Source organism: Faecalibacterium faecis (assembly GCF_040096475.1).
GTDB lineage: Bacteria > Bacillota > Clostridia > Oscillospirales > Ruminococcaceae > Faecalibacterium > Faecalibacterium taiwanense.
This window is the reverse complement of the sequence record NZ_JBBMEP010000017.1, coordinates 45386-63757: the sequence shown is the minus strand read 5'-3', so window position 1 is coordinate 63757 and position 18372 is coordinate 45386. Positions and strand designations below refer to the sequence as shown.

Sequence of the window (18372 nt, the reverse complement as noted above, 5' to 3'; positions counted from 1 at the left end):
CCCCGGCGCGCCGCGGTCTTTTTTGTTTATTCTTCGGTCACTTCAAAGTCGAGGGGCTTGCCGCAGTTCGGGCACTTGGGTGCGCCGTCCAGCAGTTCGTCTTCCTCAAACACGGCGGTGGTGCCGCAGTCCGGGCAGGTCACTTCGTACTGCACGGGGCCATCCTCGGCATCCTCTTCGCCGTCCCCTTCCAGAGCGACCTCAAAGGTCACGCCGCAGTGCGCGCAGTTGGCTTCGCCTGCATCCAGATCATCCTCGCTGACGTAAACGGTCTCGCCGCAGTTGGGGCAGGCCACTTCATAGAACGGCTCGCTGGCGATGTCATCATCCTTGGCATCGTCATCGTCGTCGCCGTCGGAGTCCTCATCCTCAGCGTCCTCGCTTTCGCCGTCTTCGTCCTCCTCCTCGTACAGATCTGCTTCCAGATCTTCCAGCTCATCGCTCAGGTCGTTGATCTGGTCGTAGGCGCGGGAAAGATCTTCGTCCACGCTCTCGATGACCTCAGCCATTTCACCCAGCAGTGCGCTCATGGCCTTGATGATCTTGCCCTCTTTGGTGGTATCATCAATGCCCAGACCATCGACCAGACCCTGCAGATAAGCTGCCTTTTTGTTCAGTTCCATACGAATGCCCTCCTTAAAATGAGAAAAATCGGAGTTTTAAAAAACCGGGCAAACGGTTGCCCGCAGCCCGGTTTGGCGTTAAAGGGATCAGACGCGCTCCATATACTCGCCGGTGCGGGTATCGATGCGGATGTGGTCGCCCTCGTTGATGAACAGAGGCACACGAATCTCAGCACCGGTCTCGACGGTAGCGGGCTTCAGGGTGTTGGTGGCAGTGTTGCCCTTGACACCCGGCTCGGTCTGGGTAACTTCCAGCTCGATGAAGTTGGGGATCTCGACGCTGAACACCTTGCCCTTGTAGCTCAGCAGCTTGCACAGCTCGTTCTCCTTGCAGAACTTGAAGTTATCGGGCACATCGGCTGCGTTGACGGGGATGTCATCGTAGGTCTCGTTGTCCATGAAGTGGTACAGATCGCCATCCTCGTAGCTATAGGTCACGTCCTTGCGCTCGATGAAAGCCTGCGGGAACTTTGCGGTCGGGTTGTAGCTGGTCTCAACCACAGAGCCGGTAATCACGTTCTTGGTCTTGGTACGGACAAAGGCAGCGCCCTTGCCGGGCTTCACGTGCTGGAACTCAACGACCTGAAGAACCTGGCCGTCCTGCTCAAAGGTCACGCCATTGCGAAACTCGCCTGCAGAAATCATAGGAATTCCTCCATTAGTTTAATCTCAAATGCTTAACGCATATCTCTATTTATTTTACCCAATCCGTTTGCATTTGGCAAGGGGTTTCGGCAAAAAAGACGATAAAAACACAAAATTTTTTACGTTTTGCACGCTGCATGGTACATCTGCTGCATAGTCCCAGCATCCTCAGCCTGCGTGCCCGCGCTCTCGCAGATGATAACCGGCTGCAGCTTCCGCTCAGCCAGCAGTTCCATCAGCGGCTGCGGCTCCGGGCCGAACTGGGTCTCGGCAAAGGTCCAGTGGCGCTTTTCGCCGCCCGCCGAATACTCGATGCGGGAAAAATGCACATGGAACCGTTCTGCCCGTTGGTCCCCCAGCTTTTCTGCCATGCGGTCAAGGATGGCAGCGTAGTCCTCTTTCGAGCGGATGCCGCCCAGAGTGCGGGCATTCAGGTGGCCGAAGTCGATGCAGGGCGTAATGCGCTTATCCACGCTGCACAGCGCCAGCACCTCGTCCAGTGTGCCCAGCTGGCCGATCTTGCCCATGGTTTCCGGGCAGAGAGTCATATAGGCAAAGCCTGCTTCGTCCAGCGCTTCCACGGCACGGCGCATGGTATCCAGCGCTTTTTCAAGGGCCGCTTCCCGGCTCTGTTTGCCGCAGCTGCCGGAGTGGAAGATGATGCGTCTTCCGCCCAGCGCTTTGCACACCGCCGCACTTTGCAGCAGATACTGGATGCTGTTGAGCCGCTTTTCCTCTTCCAGACTGGACATGCTGATATAATACGGTGCATGCACGCTGAACAGGATATCCTTTGGCCCGGCCAGTGCGGCCATTTTTGCAGCCTTGTCCAGCCCCAGACGCACGCCGCGCCCGCACTGGTACTCGAAGGCGTTCAGTCCCATCTTTGCGGTGTACTCCGGCACATCCAGGCTGCTTTTGTAGCCTTGGGCGGCAAAGCTGTCGCTGGTGCCTGCGGTGCCGAACCGGATCTTCCAATCGCTCACAGGGTCTTGCCTCCCCGGTCATAGTATTTCTGCCAGTGTTTTTTCTCCCACTTACGCTTGAGGATGACCTGCGCACCGAGGTCCGGGCCGCGGGGTACCACCATCAGGCCCGGAATGCCGTACAGCGCTGCCGCCATGCGGTCAGCATAGAGCTGGTCGCCCACCATCGCCATCTGACGGCGCTTCACGCCCATGCGGTGCTGCGCCGCCATCAGAGCAAAGGGCAGCGGCTTTGCGGAGCGGTACAGGTACGCAAGGCCCAGCTTCTGGGCAAAGGGCCGCACCCGCTTTTCCGCACCGTTGGACACGATGGTGAGCTTGACGCCCGCCTTGCGCATAGTGTCCAGCCACACGGCCACTTCTTCCGGCAGCTCCTGACTGCGGTCAGCGGTGAGGGTGTTATCGATATCCAGCACCAGCGCAGTGATGCCTTTTGCCGCCAGCCATTCCGGCGTGATGTGGGTGACATCCTTGAAAACGTATTCGGGGGTGATGAGCATAGTATTTCTCCCTGCAATGAAAATAGGGGAGCCTGCAATACAGGCTCCCCTACATCGGCGTTAGCAACGCGTATGAAATCTAAAGCAACAGCGACTTCAAGTGATCAATTACTTGAACTTGCGCTTGCGGGCTGCTTCGGACTTCTTCTTGCGCTTGACAGACGGCTTCTCGTAAGCCTCGCGCTTACGGACCTCTGCGAGCACACCGCTGCGAGCGGTGCTGCGCTTGAAGCGACGCAGTGCGCTTTCCAGCGACTCGCCCTCTTTAACACGAATTTCCGACATCTTATTCCCTCCCTTGGACCGTGAGGCAGGAATTTCGTTGTTACATGGTAACTAACAGTAGACAGTATAGCGCATTTTCTCCGGTTCGTCAACCTTTTTTTGAAAGTTTTTTACGCAAAATCTTTGAAAAGATTTTGAATAAACGTTCCCGGGTGTTTTATGCGTCAGTCCGCCTCTGCGGGTAGTTGTATATCCAGCCTTTCGGCAGGGTATCGGTTGGCTTAGCCCTTGACAGCCAGATTGACCAGACGGCCCTTGACGTAGATCTCCTTGACCAGCTGCTTGCCTTCCAGAGCGGCAGCAACAGCGGGGTCAGCCTTGGCGGCAGCAATGGCGGCAGCAGCGTCAATGTCGGCAGCCACCTTCAGGCGGGCCTTCACCTTGCCGTTCACCTGCACAGCGATCTCCACTGTGCTTTCCACGCACTTGGCCTCTTCGTACTTGGGCCAGGGGTAGTAAGCCAGCTGCTCGTCGTGGCTGTGGCCCAGCTTCTCCCACAGCTCTTCGGTCATGTGGGGAGCAAACGGGTTCAGCAGCTGAACAACGGTCTCCAGCTCGGCCTTGGTCGCGCCGCCGTTGTCGTACAGGGCGTTCACCAGCGTCATGAGCTGGGCAATGGCGGTGTTCATCTTCAGGGTCTCGATGTCAGCGCCCACCTTCTTGATGGTCTGGTGCATCAGGGTCTCGACCTGCGGGCGATAGCCCTCGCCCTCCACCAGCTTGTCGCTCAGCGCCCACACGCGGTCCAGGAAGCGGTTGCAGCCTGCAATGGCAGAGGTCTGCCACGGTGCAGCCTGTTCAAAGTCGCCCATGAACATCTCGTACAGACGCATGGTGTCAGCACCGTACTGGTCCACCACCTCGTCCGGGTTGATGACGTTGCCCAGAGACTTGGACATCTTCACGATGGGGTGGCGTGACATTTCACCGTACTTTTCTTCCAGAGCCTTTTCAGCGGCCTTCTGGCTGCCGTACTCCTTCAGCAGCTTTTCCTGCTCCTCAGCGGGCAGGTTGACAAAGCTGTGGGGGTTCAGGCCCAGGATCATGCCGTGAGCGGTGCGCTTCTGGTAGGGTTCCGGAGAAGGCACAGCGCCGATATCATACAGGAACTTATGCCAGAAACGGCTGTACAGCAGATGCAGGGTGGTGTGCTCCATGCCGCCGTTGTACCAGTCCACCGGAGACCAGTATTCCAGAGCCTCCTTGGAAGCAATGGCATCCTTGCAGTGGGGGTCCATGTAGCGCAGGAAGTACCAGGAAGAACCGGCCCACTGGGGCATGGTATCGGTCTCACGGGTAGCAGGGCCGCCGCAGCAGGGGCAGGTGGTCTTGACCCAATCCTTGTGGCGGGCCAGCGGAGATTCGCCGTCCGGGCCCGGCTCAAAATCGGTGATGTCCGGCAGGGTCAGGGGCAGGCTGCTCTCGGGCAGGGGCTGCCAGCCGCACTTTTCACACTTGACCATGGGGATGGGTTCGCCCCAGTAGCGCTGACGGCTGAACACCCAGTCGCGCAGCTTGTAGTTGACCTTATCGCAGCCCTTGCCGTTTGCCTCCAGCCAGTCGATCATCTTTTTCTTTGCATCGGTGACGGACAGGCCGTTCAGGAAGCCGGAGTTGACCAGCGTGCCGGTGGCCACATCGGTGAAAGCGGCTTCGTCCAGATTGGACGGGGTATTGCCCTTGACCACCTCGATGATGGGCAGGCCGAACTTCTTGGCAAACTCCCAGTCGCGGGTATCGTGGGCGGGCACAGCCATGATGGCACCGGTGCCGTAGGTGGACAGAACGTAGTCGGAGATGAAAATGGGGATCTCGGTATCGTTGACCGGGTTGATGCCCATGACGCCTTCCAGCTTGACACCGGTCTTTTCCTTGTTCAGCTCGCTGCGCTCAAAGTCGCTTTTGCGGGCTGCCTCGGCCTGATAGGCCTTGACGGCATCGGCATTCTTGAGGATGCCCTTGTCCAGCCATTCCTTGACCATGGCATGCTCCGGGGAGACGACCATGTAGGTGGCACCAAACAGGGTGTCACAGCGGGTGGTGTACACGGTCAGGGTATCGCCTGCGGTGGTGCCGAAGTTGACCTCTGCGCCGTGGCTGCGGCCGATCCAGTTCTTCTGCTGGGTGGCAACGCGCTCAATGTAGTCCAGACCGTCCAGACCATCGATCAGCTTATCGGCATAAGCGGTGATCTTGAGCATCCACTGGCTCTTGACGCGGTGAACGACCTCGCTGCCGCAGCGCTCGCACACGCCGTTGACAACTTCCTCGTTGGCCAGCACGCACTTGCAGCCGGTGCACCAGTTGACGTTCATTTCCTTCTTGTAAGCCAGACCATGCTTATACAGCTGCAGGAAGATCCACTGGGTCCACTTATAATACTCCGGATCAGTGGTGTTGATCTCGCGGTCCCAGTCAAAGGAGAAGCCCAAAGCCTTCAGCTGACTGCGGAAGTGGTCCACATTGTTCTTGGTGACAATGGCCGGGTGGATGTGGTTCTTCATGGCAAAGTTCTCAGTGGGCAGGCCAAAAGCGTCCCAGCCCATGGGGTACAGCACATTGTAGCCGTTCTGACGGCGCTTGCGGCTGACCACGTCCAGCGCGGTGTAGCTGCGGGGATGGCCTACATGCAGGCCGGCACCCGACGGATACGGAAACTCGACCAGTGCATAGAACTTGGGTTTTTTGTGGTCGATCTCGACATGGAAGGTCTTTTCGTCCTCCCACACCTTCTGCCACTTGGCTTCAACTGCCTTGTAATCGTACTTCATGTTGTTAATCAGCTCCAGACTTTATCCAAAATACCGTTGCTTGGGGGCGTATGCTTTCAAGCTATCTGCCTTTGCCAGAAAACCCTCTCCGTCATCGCTGCGCGATGCCACCTCTCCCGAAGGGGAGAGGTTTTATGCAGACCGCAGCCTTCCCTCTTTTGCGCAAGCTCCCCCTTTCGGGGGAGCTGTCAGGGCGGACGCCCTGACTGAGAGGGTTCTTTTTTCAGGTAGACAGCTGTTTGCCTGAATCATTCAAGGGTGCTGTCGGGGGTGAGGTACTCGGAGATATCAATGGGCTCACCATCTGCCCACAGGTGCTCCAGATCGTAGTAGGTGCGGGTGTTGGGCACGAATACGTGCACGATAACGTTGGAATAATCCAGCAGCACCCAGTTCTTGGAATCGTAGCCCTCCGTGCTGTAGGGTTCCAGCCCCTCCTGAGAAAGCTCGTACTCCACCTCGTCGGCCAGAGACGCCACCTGCGTGGTGGAAGTGCCGGAGGCAATGACAAAGTAATCGGTGAGCACGGTCAGGCTTTCCACCTTGAGCACGCGCACATCGTGGGCCTTTTTCTTATCCAGGATCTTTGCGATCTCAATGGCAAGCGCCTTGCTGTCGTTGAAGTTCTCCATATGTTTTTCCTTTCTGTCAGTTTCAGTTTGCGGAGCCTGCGGCCTGACCATCGGTGGTAACAGCGCCTTCAAGGTCTGTCTCGCCGCTCAGGATGGCATCGTCCGACTCCTTATCGATGCGGCCCATATACTGCACGTTGGCATCGGTGGATGCACTGCCGTGGGGCCACTCGTCGGTGACAAGGTTCATTTCGCTCACATCAATGGGGCCGGTGTAGGTGCAGAAATACTGGTTGAGCAGGTTTGCAATGGAACCCGCATCCGGCACCACGCAGGAGTAACCGGCAAAGGTGTCGGTCTTGCCCACGTTGGGCACGCCCATGAACACCGGTGTCTGCGCCAGAATGATGTTGGAGCTGTCGAGCTTGAGGAAAGACACCACCAGCTTTGCAATGGTGGAAATGTCCATATCCGTCTTGATATAGTTTTTGAACACCAGCGGCAGCTGGTTCAGGATATCGGTAACGCCCATGGCGCGGGCACGCTTGAACAGGCCGGCATAGAAATAGCGCTGCATGTTCAGGCGGTCGATATCGGAATTGGCGTAGCCGTCGCCGTGGCGGCAGCGCACAAAGAACTCTGCCGATGCGCCGTTCAGATTGCGGTAGCCCTTGAGCAGCTTGCTGCCGCCGTAGGACATATCGTGAGGGATATACACCTCAATGCCGCCAAAGTTATCCACCATATCCACCAGTGCCTGCATATCCACCGTCACATAGTAATCGATGGGCAGTCGGAACTGATCGTAGATGACATCGGCCAGAGCGGCGATGCTGCCGCCGTTGGAGATTGCCACCGAGTTGATCTGATAATTCGTGGCGGCGTAGGTCTTGCCATTGGAAAGGGTGATCTTTTTGTTCTTGGTGGTGACAAGGCTGTTGCGGGGGATCTGCAGCATCCGCAGTGCACCGTTCCTGATGTCGAACTGCACGTACAGGATCATATCGGTCATGCCGTCGTTGGAAGTGGGGTCGTTGGAATAATTGCGGCCCTCTTCATAGTCGATGCCGCAGACCAGAATGTTCACCACATCGCCCTTGTATTCCTCGGCTGTCTTCACCTCTTCCTCAATGGTAGGGGTGCTGTCGTCCGGGCGGATGCTGTCCTCCACCTTGTTTACAAGGCTGACTCCGTACACCACCACACCGGAGATCACCGCGATGATGGCCATGACCACTGCAAAAGGCAGCCAGAGGGGCATTTTCTTTTTCTTTTTGCGGCGGCGCGGCGGCTTCTGCCCTGCTCCCTGTGCCGGGCGGCGCGGCGGCTCATTGTGTGCACCGCCTGCGCTCTGCTTTGCATCCGTGCTGGACGCAGCGTGGCGCGGTGCGGCTGCTGCCGGATCCGGCCGGTTCAGAGAACGCGAAGTATTGATATGGCGTGGCGTCTGGCTCATGCTTTTTTGTATCCTCCAGATTTTCGCGGTCCTGCAAAAAAATGTTCCTGCAGACCTGTCATGCTCTTAAGTATAGCATTATCCGACGAAATCTGCAATCCGTTTTCTGTTTCCGCTTGTTTCAGAGCAGCTGTGCTCTCACCGTTCATTCTTCCCGCTGCGGGCAAGGATATCCTCATAGGCAGCCTTGGACATCGGGTCAAGGGGCTTGCCCTGCGAGAGCACGAAATCGTTGGTCTGCTTCAGCGCGGCCAGCATAGCGGCATCCAGATTCTTTTTTTCCAGCTTGCGCAGCTTTTCCACGCCGGGCCAGTCCCGCTCCGCGCTGGTCATATCGGCCAGATACAAAATTTTGTCAAGCCGGGTCATGCCGGGTTTGCCCGCCGTGTGGCAGGCAATAGCGCTAAGCACCGCTTCGTCGGTCACACCCCACTGGGTGCGGGCCAGAATGGCGGCGCACACGCCGTGCCACACCGGGGCCGGGCGCTCTTCGCCGCCCTCGGCATACTGGGGGTAAGCGCGCAGGATCTCGCGCATCTCATCCTTGCTGATCTCCTTGGCGGAGTCGTGCAGCAGGGCTGCCAGCGCGGCCCGCTCCTCATCCTCACCGTAGATCTTTGCCAGCTTGACGGCCATTTTTTTCACATTCAAGGTATGCTCATAGCGCTTATCGCTCAAGCGGCTGCGCACAAGCTCCTTTGCCTGTTTGAGGTTCATTGGCTGATACTTCCTTTTTGTAGAGTTTCTCCCGGCGGATGACCTCCCACACGGCCTGCGGCAGCTCTGCTTCGCAGGCTTCCCCTGCTGCAAGGCGTGCACGGATCTCGCTGCTGGCCATGGGCAGCGCCTGTACCGGTGCAAACAGGATGCGTGCCCCGGTGGGGTCCAGCCGGAGAGCCTTTGCGTGCAGCTCGGGGTCGTCGCCCATATGGCGGCTGGTGACCACCAGATGGGCAAGGCGCAGGATATCCTGCCAGCGGTGCCAGCCGTCAAAGCTCAGCAGCATATCGCTGCCAATGGCAAGGTACAGCTGTGCCCCGGGGTAGTCCCGGGCCAGTTTTTCCACCGTGAGCACCGTATAGTTGCGGTTTCCGGCAGCGGCCTGCTCGATCTCCCAGCCGCTGACTTCCAGCTGCGGGATAGTGTCCGCATCCTCTTCCAGTGCATGGAAGCAGCTGCACATTTCCAGCCGCAGTGCGCCCGGCGCAGAGGTCTTCTGCTTGAAGGGCGAAAGCCCGGCAGGCATCACCACCACCTTATCCGGTTGCACGCGGGCAGCGGCAGCGCGCAGATTGTTCAGGTGTCCGTTATGGGGCGGGTCAAATGTACCGCCGTAGAGAAGAACTTTCATTTTTACTTCAGCAGATCAGCGTAGGCGCTGTCCTTTTTCTTCTGCAGGTACAGCACGAACTTGGAGCCGATCACCTGTACGCAGTCGGCACCGGTGGCCTCAGCCAGCTTGACCGAAGCTTCACGGGCATTGTACATGCTGTTTTCCAGCACCTTGAGCTTGATGAGCTCACGGGCATCCAGACAGTCCTTCACGCCCTGGATCATGGTCTCGTCGATCTCGCCCTTACCCACGATGAAAACGGGGTCCATGGTGTTTGCCTTGCCGCGCAGGATGGCGCGCTGTTTGCTTGTCAGCATAGTTTTTCTCCTTTATTTTGAGGTTGATATTTCGATAAAGAAACGATTTAGAATTGTCTCCGCTTGCGCTCTGACAATATCAGCGGAATTTCTATGATTTTTTTGTAAAATTGAAAAATCTGCAGATTTTTCAATTTTACTTTTTCACGGGATGGGACGTATCTGCCAGCGTCCTCGCCCTCTCAGGCGCTTTCGCGCCAGCTCTCCCAAAGGGAGAGCCTCTGGCGAGGAGATAAAGTTTGTGGTTTTGCCAAGGCCTCTCCCTTTGGGAGAGGTGCCGAACAACGTGAGGCGGAGAGGGCAAGCCCGTTTCAGGCTTACAATCATTTCAGCCTGATCTCCACTTTTCCAGACACCTGTGCGACGACGCCTTCTTCCTTGGCTGCACTCAGAAATCCCGGCAGCTGCTGTTCCAGCACTGCCAGCGCATTGCCGCGGTGGCTGATGGCGTCCTTTTCATCCGGGGTCAGCTGGGCGTAGCTGCGGCCCTCGGTGTTGGGGCGCTTATCGTGCTTTCCAACGCCGCAATCGTTGGGGATGAACAGCGGGTCGTAGCCAAAGCCGTAGTCCCCGCACAGCCGCTCAAAGGCGATGCTGCCCGGGCACTCGCCCATGCAGGTCAGATGCCGCCCATCCGGCAGGATGAAGCACACCGCGGACACGAACTTTGCACCCCGCTGCCCGGCAGGCACAGCCTGCATGGCATCCAGAAGCTTATCGTTGTTGGCTTCGTCGTCGCCGTGGCGGCCGCAGTAGCGGGCACTGTAGACGCCGGGCGCACCGTTCAGTGCGTCCACGCACAGGCCGGAATCATCGGCGATGGTGGGCAGACCGCATGCCTTGCAGATGGTTTCAGCTTTGATGAGGGCGTTCTCGGCAAAGGTGGTGCCGGTCTCCTCCGGCTCGATGGTGATGCCCAGCTCCTTCTGGCTGACCACCTCGTGGCCCTGCGCTTCCAGAATGCGGCGCAGTTCGCGGAGCTTTCCGGCGTTGCCGGTAGCTGCACAAATTTTCATGCTGCGACCCTCCTTAGTGCTTCCACTGGCGCGGGAGCAGCTCTTCCACAAAGCCCTCCGGGGTAAAGGGCAGCAGGTCGTCGATGCCCTCGCCCACGCCGATGAAGCGCACCGGCAGGCCCAGACGCTGCTTGACCGCCACCACGCAGCCGCCCTTGGCGGTGCCGTCCAGCTTGGTCAGGATGATGCCGGTAGCATCTGCAGCCTTGCAGAATTCCTTGGCCTGACTGATGGCGTTCTGGCCGGTGATGGCATCCAGCACCAGCAGCGTTTCAAGGCTGGCTTCCGGGCTGGCCTTCTTGACGCTGCGGCTGATCTTGGAAAGCTCTGCCATCAGGTTTGCCTTGTTGTGCAAACGGCCTGCGGTGTCGGCAATGACCATGTCATAACCGCGTGCGGTGGCAGACTTTACGGTGTCGAAAATGACAGCCGCCGGGTCTGCGCCCTCGCCTGCGCTCACAATGGGCACACCGGCGCGGTCAGCCCAGATCTCCAGCTGTTCGCTGGCTGCAGCACGGAAGGTATCGCCTGCGGCCAGCATCACCTTTTTGCCCTCGCGGGTGTAGTGATCGGCCAGCTTTGCAATGCTGGTGGTCTTGCCCACGCCGTTCACGCCAATGACCAGAATGACGGCCGGCTTGCCGGAAAGATCCATCTCGGCATCCGGTGTCATTTCCTCGGCAATGATGTCGCGCAGGGCATCCGCCGCCTCTTCGCCGGTCTTCAGGCCCTTTTCGTGCACACGGTCGCGTAGCTTGTCCACCAGACGCACGGCCACCTCGCCGCCCACATCTGCAAGGATGAGCTGCTCTTCCAGATCATCGTACATATCATCGTCGATGACGCTGCCGGTGAGGGTGTTGAGGATATTGCCCCAGAAACCGGTGCGGGTCTTTTCCAGACCCGTTTTCATTTTTTCCTGTTCTTTTTCTTTGTTTTTCTTGCCAAATCCGAAGAACCCCATGGTGTCCTCCTATCTTTTTCTTTAATATATATCAGGAAACCAGCGTTGCGTCAACCTGTTCCAGATCAAGCTTGAGCAGCTTGGACACGCCGTCCTCCTGCATGGTAACGCCGTAAAGCACATTCGCGGCTTCCATTGTGCCGCGGCGGTGGGTGATGACGATGAACTGGGTCTTGTCGCTCACCCGGCGTAAGTACTGGGCAAAACGCACCACATTGGCATCGTCCAGAGCGGCTTCGATCTCGTCCAGAATACAGAACGGGGCCGGGTTGACCGCCAGAATGGCAAAGTAGATGCTGATGGCCACCAGCGCCTGCTCGCCGCCGGAAAGCGCTTCCAGATTCTTGATTACCTTGCCCGGCGGTGCCACCCGGATGCCGATGCCGCAGGAGAGCACATCGCTTTCATCCTCCAGCACAAGGCTGGCTTCGCCGCCGCCGAACAGCTCGGTAAATACGCGGCCAAAGTTTTCGTTGATGGCGCGGAAGCTGTCGGAGAAGATCTCCCGCATCTGTGTCGAAAGCTTGGAGATCATGCGGGTCAGCTCATTGCGGCTTTCCTCCACATCGGTCACCTGATGCATCAGGGCATCGTAGCGGGCCTTGACCTCCTTGTATTCCTCGATGGCGCTCACATTCACGCTGCCAAGGGCGCGAATTTTGCCGCGCAGGTCGGCCACCTGTGCGCGCAGGGCCGTCAGGCTTTCAAACTCCACGCAAAGGTTCTCCGCCTGACTGACCGAGAGCTGGTATTCATCCCACAGCTTTGCCACGGTCTGGTCGTACTCGGTCTCGGCAGCGGCCTTGCGCTCTGCAAGGCGAGCCATCTCGCGCCCCATTTCCTCGCGGCTGTCGGAGGAAGTGCGCGCCCGGCTCAGTGCCGCTGTTTCAGCCTGCTGGCGTTCCAGCCGCTTTTCGGTAGCTTCGCGGATTGCCTTTTCTTTTTGGGCGATCTCGGTCTGGCTGTCGGACTTTGCCTGCCGGATGGCTGCAATTTCTGCCCGACAGCTCTCGCTGCGCTGTGCCAGTGCCGCAAGGCTTTCTTCCAGCGTGGCGCGGCGGGCAACGGCATCCTGTGCCCGCTGTTGCAGCGCTGCGATCTGGCTGTAGGCCAGTTCTGCATCCTTCTGGCGGGTCACCTGTTCCAGCCGCTTTGCGCTGAGCTTTTGGCTCAGTTCGGTCTGCTGGGCCACAAAGTTGTCGTCACCTTCGGCAATTCGGTTCATCTCCGCCGTCAGCAGGTCGATCTTTGCCGTCAGCCGGGCCTGCAGGCTGGCAGCTTCCTCTGCTTTGCCACGGCTCTCTGTCAAGGCCGCCTGCAAAGCGTCGATCTGCTGCTGGCCGTTGCTGCGGGCCGTTTCCAGCTGGGCGGCAGCAGCTTCCAGCCGCTTCTGCTCTGCCTCGGCACGCACTTTGTCGTTGGCGGCGGTGATCTGTTCACTGGCCGTGGCGGTCAGCTCTGCCTGAAGGGCATCTACCTGCTCTTTGCAGCGGTCGGTCTTTTCCTGTGCAGCAAGACAGTCTTTTTGTAACTTGGCCGCTTTCACCCGCAGCTCTTCCATCTCCTGCTTGCGGGTGAACAGGCCTGCGCTGCGCTGGACGCTGCCGCCGGTAAAGCTGCCGCCTGCATTGATCACCTGACCATCCATGGTCACGACCTTGCTGCGAAAGCCGTTGTCCCGCGCCACGCGAGAAGCTTCGTTGATGTCGTCCACCACGATGATGCGGCCCAGCAGGTTCGATACGATGTTGTCATACCGGCGGTCGGCCTGCACCAGACTGGAGGCAAGCCGTGCCGTACCGGAGAGTCGGCCACGGAACACGCCGGGCTGGACGGTATCCAGCGGCAGGAAGGTGGCGCGGCCTGCATTGTCATTGCGCAGCAGGGCAATGGCCGCTTTGGCAGCGGCTTCGTTCTCTACCACGATGTTCTGCAGCGCACCGCCCAGAGCCGTTTCCACAGCCACTTCACAGCCCGGCTCCACCTTTAAGATGGCGGACACCGGCCCGATGATGCCCCGCAGGCGGCGTGCACCGGCAGCACGCATGACGGCCTTGACCGAGTTTTGGTAGCCGTCCATGTTCTTTTCCAGTTCCCGCAGCACGGAAAGGCGCTGGCGGGCCGTATCCAGTTCCCGGCCCAGCCGCTGCTCGTCCCGGTCGGCATCGTCCAGCGCAGCCTTGCGGCCTTTCAGCTTGAGTTCCACGCCGGAACGGACATTTGCCAGCTGCTTCTCGTTTTCTTCCAGCATCCGGCGATACTTGATGGTGTCGTCCAGATCCTGCTTTGCTTCGTCCCGCTGGGCGGTGCTTTCCTGCACACTCTGCTCAAGGGCAGGCAGGCGCTGGCGGGCTGTTTCCCCGGCAGCTTCGGCAGCGGCCTGCGCCACCTGCGCTTCGGTGCGCCGGGCTGTCAGGCCGGCAAGTTCTGCTTTCAGGGTATCCTTGCGGGCACCGCTGGCACTGCTGGCATCGGTCAGACGTGCGATCTCCGCGTTCAGTGCCTCGATCTCTGCCGCCAGCTTTTCGCCCTCCGCTTCCATGGTCTTTGCCACGGCCCGGTGGCGCTGCAAGGCGGCCTGTGCCTCGGTGCTGTCCTGTTCCCCGGCGCTGATCTCTTCCTGCAGGGATGCGGCGCTCTCCTCGTTGCGGAGGATGTCGTTTTCCAGCACAGCGATACGGCTTTCCGACCCGCTGATCTGCTCGGTGATGCTGCGGATATCCCCATTCAGGCGCTCAACAGCAACCGTAAGCTGCTGTGCCTGCATCCGGATCTCCTCAGCCTCCTGCTCAGCGGCTTTCGTCTCCCGGTCAAAGCGCTCGTAGTCGGCCTGTGCTGTCTCGTAGTCCCGCACCTGCTGGCGCACGGCTTCGCGCGCGCGGTGCACACCGTCGGTCCACAGGGTCACTTCCAGCGTTTTGCGCTGTGCGGCCAACTCGAGGAACTTTTCTGCCTTGGCGCTCTCTTTTTCCAGCGGGCCTACCCGGCTTTCCAGCTCGCCAAGGATGTCCCGCAGGCGTTCAAGGTTTTCGCCCGCCGCAGCAAGGCGGCGTTCCGCCTCGGTCTTGCGGTAGCGGTACTTGGCAATGCCGCAGGCTTCCTCAAAGATCTCGCGGCGCTCACTGCTTTTTGCGGCCACGATCTCCGCAATGCGGCCCTGCCCGATGACCGAGTAGCCGTCGCGGCCAATGCCGGTATCCAGCAAAAGTTCGTACACATCCTTCAACCGGCACACCTGCCCGTTGATGGTATACTCGCTGTCGCCGGAGCGGTAATATTTGCGACCAATGGTCACTTCGTCCGCATCCACATCAAAGGTGTGGTCTGCGTTATCCAGCGTCAGCCGCACCTGCGCAAAGCCCATGGCTCCGCGCCGCCGGGTGCCGCCGAAGATCACGTCCTCCATCTTGCCTGCCGCGCGCAGCTGGCGGGAGCTGGTCTCGCCCAGCACCCAGCGCACTGCGTCCGAAAGGTTCGACTTGCCGGAGCCGTTGGGACCCACCACGCCGGTAACGCCTGCGTCGAACCGAATTTTGACTTTATCGGGAAAGCTCTTGAAGCCCTGGATCTCCAGTTCCTTGAATACCATTTACTTTTCCTTTATCACGCCCAGCAGCTTGAGCGCTTCTTTTGCGGCGCACTGCTCAGCGGCCTTTTTGCTGCGGCCTTCGCCACGGGCCACGCGGTCAGAGTTGAACCGCACAGCCACCACGAAATGCTTGTCGTGATCCGGGCCGGACTCGCTTTCTACTACATAGCTCAACCGCTCTTCCGGGTTCTGCTGCACGATCTCCTGCAGGCGGGTCTTGTAGTCAGCCTCGGCGTGCTTGCCCTCGGTGATAAAGGGCAGGATGAAGCTGCGGGCCACATCCATGCCGCCATCCAGATACAAAGCCGCGATCAGCGCTTCAAACGCATCGGACACAACGCTGGGGCGGTTGCGTCCGCCGCAGCGCTCTTCGCCGCGGCCAAGGCGCAGGTACTCACCCAGATCGATCTCCTGCGCGAACTGGAACAGTGCACCCTCGCTGACAAGGCTGGCGCGGATGCGGGTCAAATCGCCCTCCGGCCGGTCGGCATAGGCGTGGAACAGATAGTCTGCCGAGACGATCTGCAGCACGCTGTCGCCCAGAAATTCCAGCCGCTCGTTGTGCTTGACCGGGGTGCGGCTCTCGTTGGCATAGCTGGTATGGGTGAGCGCGATCTCCAGCAGCTCCGGGTTTTTGAACTTATAACCAATAATTGTTTCCAACTGATGGCTCATATGTTTTAGCTCCCTTATTGATGGTCAGCATCCTCGCCCTCTCAGGCTCACGTCCGTTCGCCAGCTCCCCCAAAGGGGGAGCCCTTGGCAAATCGATGCAGTCTGCACGAACTGCCAAAGCCTCTCACTCTGAGGAAAGACTCTCCCCGGCCGGGGAGAGATGTCGCAATAGCGACAGAGTGGGGAATGTGGCATTGCGAAGCAATGACGGAGAGGGCAAGCCCGCTTCCCTTATTCCTCAGTTTTCTGTGCCGCAGCCAGCTCGTCCAGCGCAGACTGCATGGTGCCGCACAGATCGTTCTCCACGCAGATCTTTGCCTGACGGATGGCGTTCTTGATGCCCTTGGCCTTGGAAGAGCCGTGGGCTTTGATGACCGGCTGCTTGGCCCCCAGGAAGGGTGCGCCGCCGTACTCCTCGCTGTCCATCTGATGCTTCAGGTCTGCCACGCTGCCCTTGAGCAGCAGGTAGGCCAGCTTGCCGCCGAGGTTTGCGAGGAACATTTGCTTCAGCATGCCCAGCAGCATTTTTGCCACGCCCTCAGTCAGCTTGAGGATGACGTTGCCGGTGAAGCCGTCGCACACCACCACGTCCACTTCGCCATTAGGCACATCGCGGGGTTCAATATTGCCCACAAAGCGGATGCCGGGGGTGGTCTTGAGCAGCTGGTGGGCTTCCTTGAGCATGGGGGTGCCCTTGCTCTCCTCCGCACCGTTGTTGGCGAGCGCCACGCTGGGGCTGCGGCGGCCCTCCACCTTATTCACATAGCAGCTGCCCATCACGGCAAAAGCTGCCAGCATCTCGGGGCGGCACTCCACATTGGCACCGCAGTCCAGCAGCAGATAAGCCTGCTTTTTGGCGGGCACCATGGTAGCCAGAGCCGGGCGCTTGATGCCTTTGAGTGTGCGCACGATGAGGCTTGCGCCCACATGCAGCGCACCGGTGCTGCCGGCGGAGACAAAGGCGTCGCCCTTGCCGTCTTTCAGCATGTTCAGGCCCACCACGATGGAGGAATCCTTCTTCTGGCGGATGGCGCGGGCAGGCTCATCGCACATATCGATGACCTCGGTGCAGTTCACCAGCTCAATGCCATCCAGCGGGATGCTGTTCTCCTGTGCGGTCCTGCGCACCAGCGCTTCGTCGCCCACACCGACGACGGTGATGCCGTACTCTTTCACGGCCTGTGCGACACCCTCCAGTACAGCCAGAGGGGCGTTGTCGCCGCCCATCATATCCACGATAATCTTCATAGCTTTTCTCCCTTCTTAAAGAGAAGTTTCATCCAGCCAGTGCTGGAAGCTGGCAACAGCGCGCTGAGCCTGTGCCATGTAACGCAGGCGCTTGTCCCGCGGGCGGCTCTCCTCCGGCAGCGGAGGAAGGATGCCCATATTCGCGCCCATGGGCTGGAAGTTCTTGTTCTCGGTGGTCAGGTACTGCACCAGCGCACCGCACATAGTATCCACAGGCGGGGCGGGCAGTTCTTTGCCTTCCAGCCGGGCATACAGGCTGCGGGCCGCCAGCAGGCCGCAGGCAGCGCTTTCCATATAGCCCTCAAAGCCGGTGATCTGGCCCGCAAAGAACACATTGGGGTGTTCTTTCAGGCACAGCTGGGCGCTGAGCACCCGGGGCGCATCGAGGAAGGTGTTGCGGTGCATGACACCGTACCGCACAAACTCGGCATTTTCCAGCCCGGGGATCATGCTGAACACCCGCTTCTGTTCGCCCCACTTGAGGTTTGTCTGGAAGCCCACGATGTTATACAGGGTGCGTTCCTTATTTTCGGCCCGCAGCTGTACATTGGCCCACGGACGGTGTCCGGTGTTGGGATTCACAAGGCCCACCGGGCGCAGGGGACCGAACCGCATGGTGTCGGCACCCCGGGCGGCCATGATCTCGATGGGCATACAGCCCTCATACACGGTGACGGTGTCGGCCTTTTTGCCGTGGGCATCCGGGTCGGGCTGAGCAGACTGCTCGGCCCCGGTGTCAAAGTCGTGCAGAGGGGCACGCTCTGCCGAAGCGAGAGCTGCGTGGAAATTCTCGTACTCTTCCTTGTTGAACGGGCAGTTCAGGTAGTCGGCCTCGCCCCGGTCATAGCGGGAGGCGGCAAACACCTTGTTGTAGTCCAGACTTTCGGCGGTGACGATGGGGGCCACAGCATCGTAGAAGTGCAGCCGCTCGTCACCGGTCAAGGCCCCGATCTCATCGGCCAGTGCGCCATCGGTCAGGGGGCCGGTGGCCACCAGAATGGGGGCAGTCTCGTCAATGTGCTCCACCTGCTCCCGGTGGACGGTGATATTCTCACAGCTTTCCACCATGCGGGTCACTTCGGCGCTGAATGCGTCGCGGTCCACCGCCAGCGCACCGCCAGCGGCCACGCGGGCCATCTCGGCGGCGTTCAGCAGCTGGCTGCCCATCCGCCGCATTTCTTCCTTCAGCAGGCCGGAAGCAGAGTCCAGCCGCTCAGCTTTCAGGCTGTTGGAGCAGATCAGCTCTGCAAAACCTGCGCTTTTGTGTGCGGGCGAAAAATGCACGGGCTTCTGTTCGTACAGGTCTACCTGCACGCCCTTGCCCGCCAGCCAGAGGGCGGCTTCACAGCCCGCAAGACCCGCGCCCAGCACGGTTACTTTATAGTTCATAGT

17 protein-coding genes are annotated in these 18372 nt (G+C 59.4%); all 17 read right to left on the bottom strand.

The genetic code is table 11. The features are described from left to right. Positions 1 to 26: 26 nt before the first annotated feature. The 17 genes from WMO17_RS09865 to trmFO all read right to left on the bottom strand — a co-directional run bounded on the left by WMO17_RS09865 (position 27) and on the right by trmFO (position 18369). Positions 27 to 623 (bottom strand): CD1247 N-terminal domain-containing protein, encoded by a 597-nt coding sequence (locus WMO17_RS09865; protein WP_291015562.1) that lies wholly within the window; start codon positions 621 to 623, stop codon positions 27 to 29. An 87-nt stretch (positions 624 to 710) separates the two neighbouring features. After that, the gene (efp, locus tag WMO17_RS09860) at positions 711 to 1268 is read right to left on the bottom strand and encodes an elongation factor P (protein WP_005928281.1); all 558 of its coding nucleotides are present in this window, start codon (positions 1266 to 1268) and stop codon (positions 711 to 713) included. A 119-nt stretch (positions 1269 to 1387) separates the two neighbouring features. Beyond that, on the bottom strand, positions 1388 to 2254 hold the full coding sequence (locus WMO17_RS09855; RefSeq protein WP_349137985.1) for a TIM barrel protein: 867 nt from the start codon (positions 2252 to 2254) through the stop codon (positions 1388 to 1390). Then, positions 2251 to 2754 (bottom strand): YqeG family HAD IIIA-type phosphatase, encoded by a 504-nt coding sequence (locus WMO17_RS09850; RefSeq protein ID WP_337678866.1) that lies wholly within the window; start codon positions 2752 to 2754, stop codon positions 2251 to 2253. The genes WMO17_RS09855 and WMO17_RS09850 overlap by 4 nt, the downstream gene beginning before the upstream one ends. A gap of 108 nt (positions 2755 to 2862) precedes the next feature. Continuing rightward, on the bottom strand, positions 2863 to 3039 hold the full coding sequence (gene rpsU, locus WMO17_RS09845; RefSeq protein WP_005928271.1) for a 30S ribosomal protein S21: 177 nt from the start codon (positions 3037 to 3039) through the stop codon (positions 2863 to 2865). 221 nt (positions 3040 to 3260) lie between these two features. Then, a complete protein-coding gene (gene leuS, locus WMO17_RS09840; RefSeq protein WP_349137984.1) occupies positions 3261 to 5810 on the bottom strand; it encodes a leucine--tRNA ligase in 2550 nt (849 codons plus the stop codon). A 248-nt stretch (positions 5811 to 6058) separates the two neighbouring features. Further along, positions 6059 to 6442, bottom strand: a complete 384-nt coding sequence (rsfS, locus tag WMO17_RS09835; protein ID WP_349137983.1) for a ribosome silencing factor — start codon at positions 6440 to 6442, stop codon at positions 6059 to 6061. Positions 6443 to 6464: 22 nt separating this feature from the next. Next, positions 6465 to 7838: an LCP family protein gene (locus WMO17_RS09830; protein ID WP_349137982.1), complete on the bottom strand. Its 1374-nt coding sequence runs from the start codon at positions 7836 to 7838 to the stop codon at positions 6465 to 6467. Between the two features lie 138 nt (positions 7839 to 7976). Beyond that, on the bottom strand, positions 7977 to 8555 hold the full coding sequence (gene yqeK, locus WMO17_RS09825) for a bis(5'-nucleosyl)-tetraphosphatase (symmetrical) YqeK (RefSeq protein ID WP_349137981.1): 579 nt from the start codon (positions 8553 to 8555) through the stop codon (positions 7977 to 7979). Then, entirely contained in the window at positions 8506 to 9189 is a 684-nt protein-coding gene (gene nadD / locus WMO17_RS09820; RefSeq protein WP_349137980.1) for a nicotinate (nicotinamide) nucleotide adenylyltransferase, read from the bottom strand. Before nadD ends, yqeK begins: the two co-directional genes overlap by 50 nt. Before the next feature lie 2 nt (positions 9190 to 9191). Continuing rightward, positions 9192 to 9488, bottom strand: a complete 297-nt coding sequence (locus tag WMO17_RS09815; RefSeq protein ID WP_005944364.1) for a YhbY family RNA-binding protein — start codon at positions 9486 to 9488, stop codon at positions 9192 to 9194. A gap of 323 nt (positions 9489 to 9811) precedes the next feature. Continuing rightward, positions 9812 to 10504 carry an RdgB/HAM1 family non-canonical purine NTP pyrophosphatase gene (rdgB, locus tag WMO17_RS09810; protein WP_349137979.1) on the bottom strand — a complete coding sequence of 231 codons (693 nt, stop codon included), beginning with the start codon at positions 10502 to 10504 and terminating at the stop codon, positions 9812 to 9814. 13 nt (positions 10505 to 10517) lie between these two features. Then, positions 10518 to 11468, bottom strand: coding sequence for a signal recognition particle-docking protein FtsY (ftsY, locus tag WMO17_RS09805; RefSeq protein WP_005944371.1), 951 nt, complete (start codon positions 11466 to 11468; stop codon positions 10518 to 10520). A gap of 31 nt (positions 11469 to 11499) precedes the next feature. Beyond that, complete coding sequence (gene smc / locus WMO17_RS09800; protein ID WP_349137978.1) at positions 11500 to 15057, bottom strand: chromosome segregation protein SMC; 3558 nt, start codon at positions 15055 to 15057, stop codon at positions 11500 to 11502. Beyond that, positions 15058 to 15732, bottom strand: a complete 675-nt coding sequence (gene rnc / locus WMO17_RS09795; RefSeq protein ID WP_097776548.1) for a ribonuclease III — start codon at positions 15730 to 15732, stop codon at positions 15058 to 15060. Between the two features lie 231 nt (positions 15733 to 15963). Beyond that, positions 15964 to 16980, bottom strand: a complete 1017-nt coding sequence (gene plsX / locus WMO17_RS09790) for a phosphate acyltransferase PlsX (RefSeq protein WP_005944376.1) — start codon at positions 16978 to 16980, stop codon at positions 15964 to 15966. A gap of 15 nt (positions 16981 to 16995) precedes the next feature. Further along, the gene (trmFO, locus tag WMO17_RS09785; RefSeq protein WP_005944377.1) at positions 16996 to 18369 is read right to left on the bottom strand and encodes a methylenetetrahydrofolate--tRNA-(uracil(54)-C(5))-methyltransferase (FADH(2)-oxidizing) TrmFO; all 1374 of its coding nucleotides are present in this window, start codon (positions 18367 to 18369) and stop codon (positions 16996 to 16998) included. Positions 18370 to 18372: the final 3 nt, after the last annotated feature.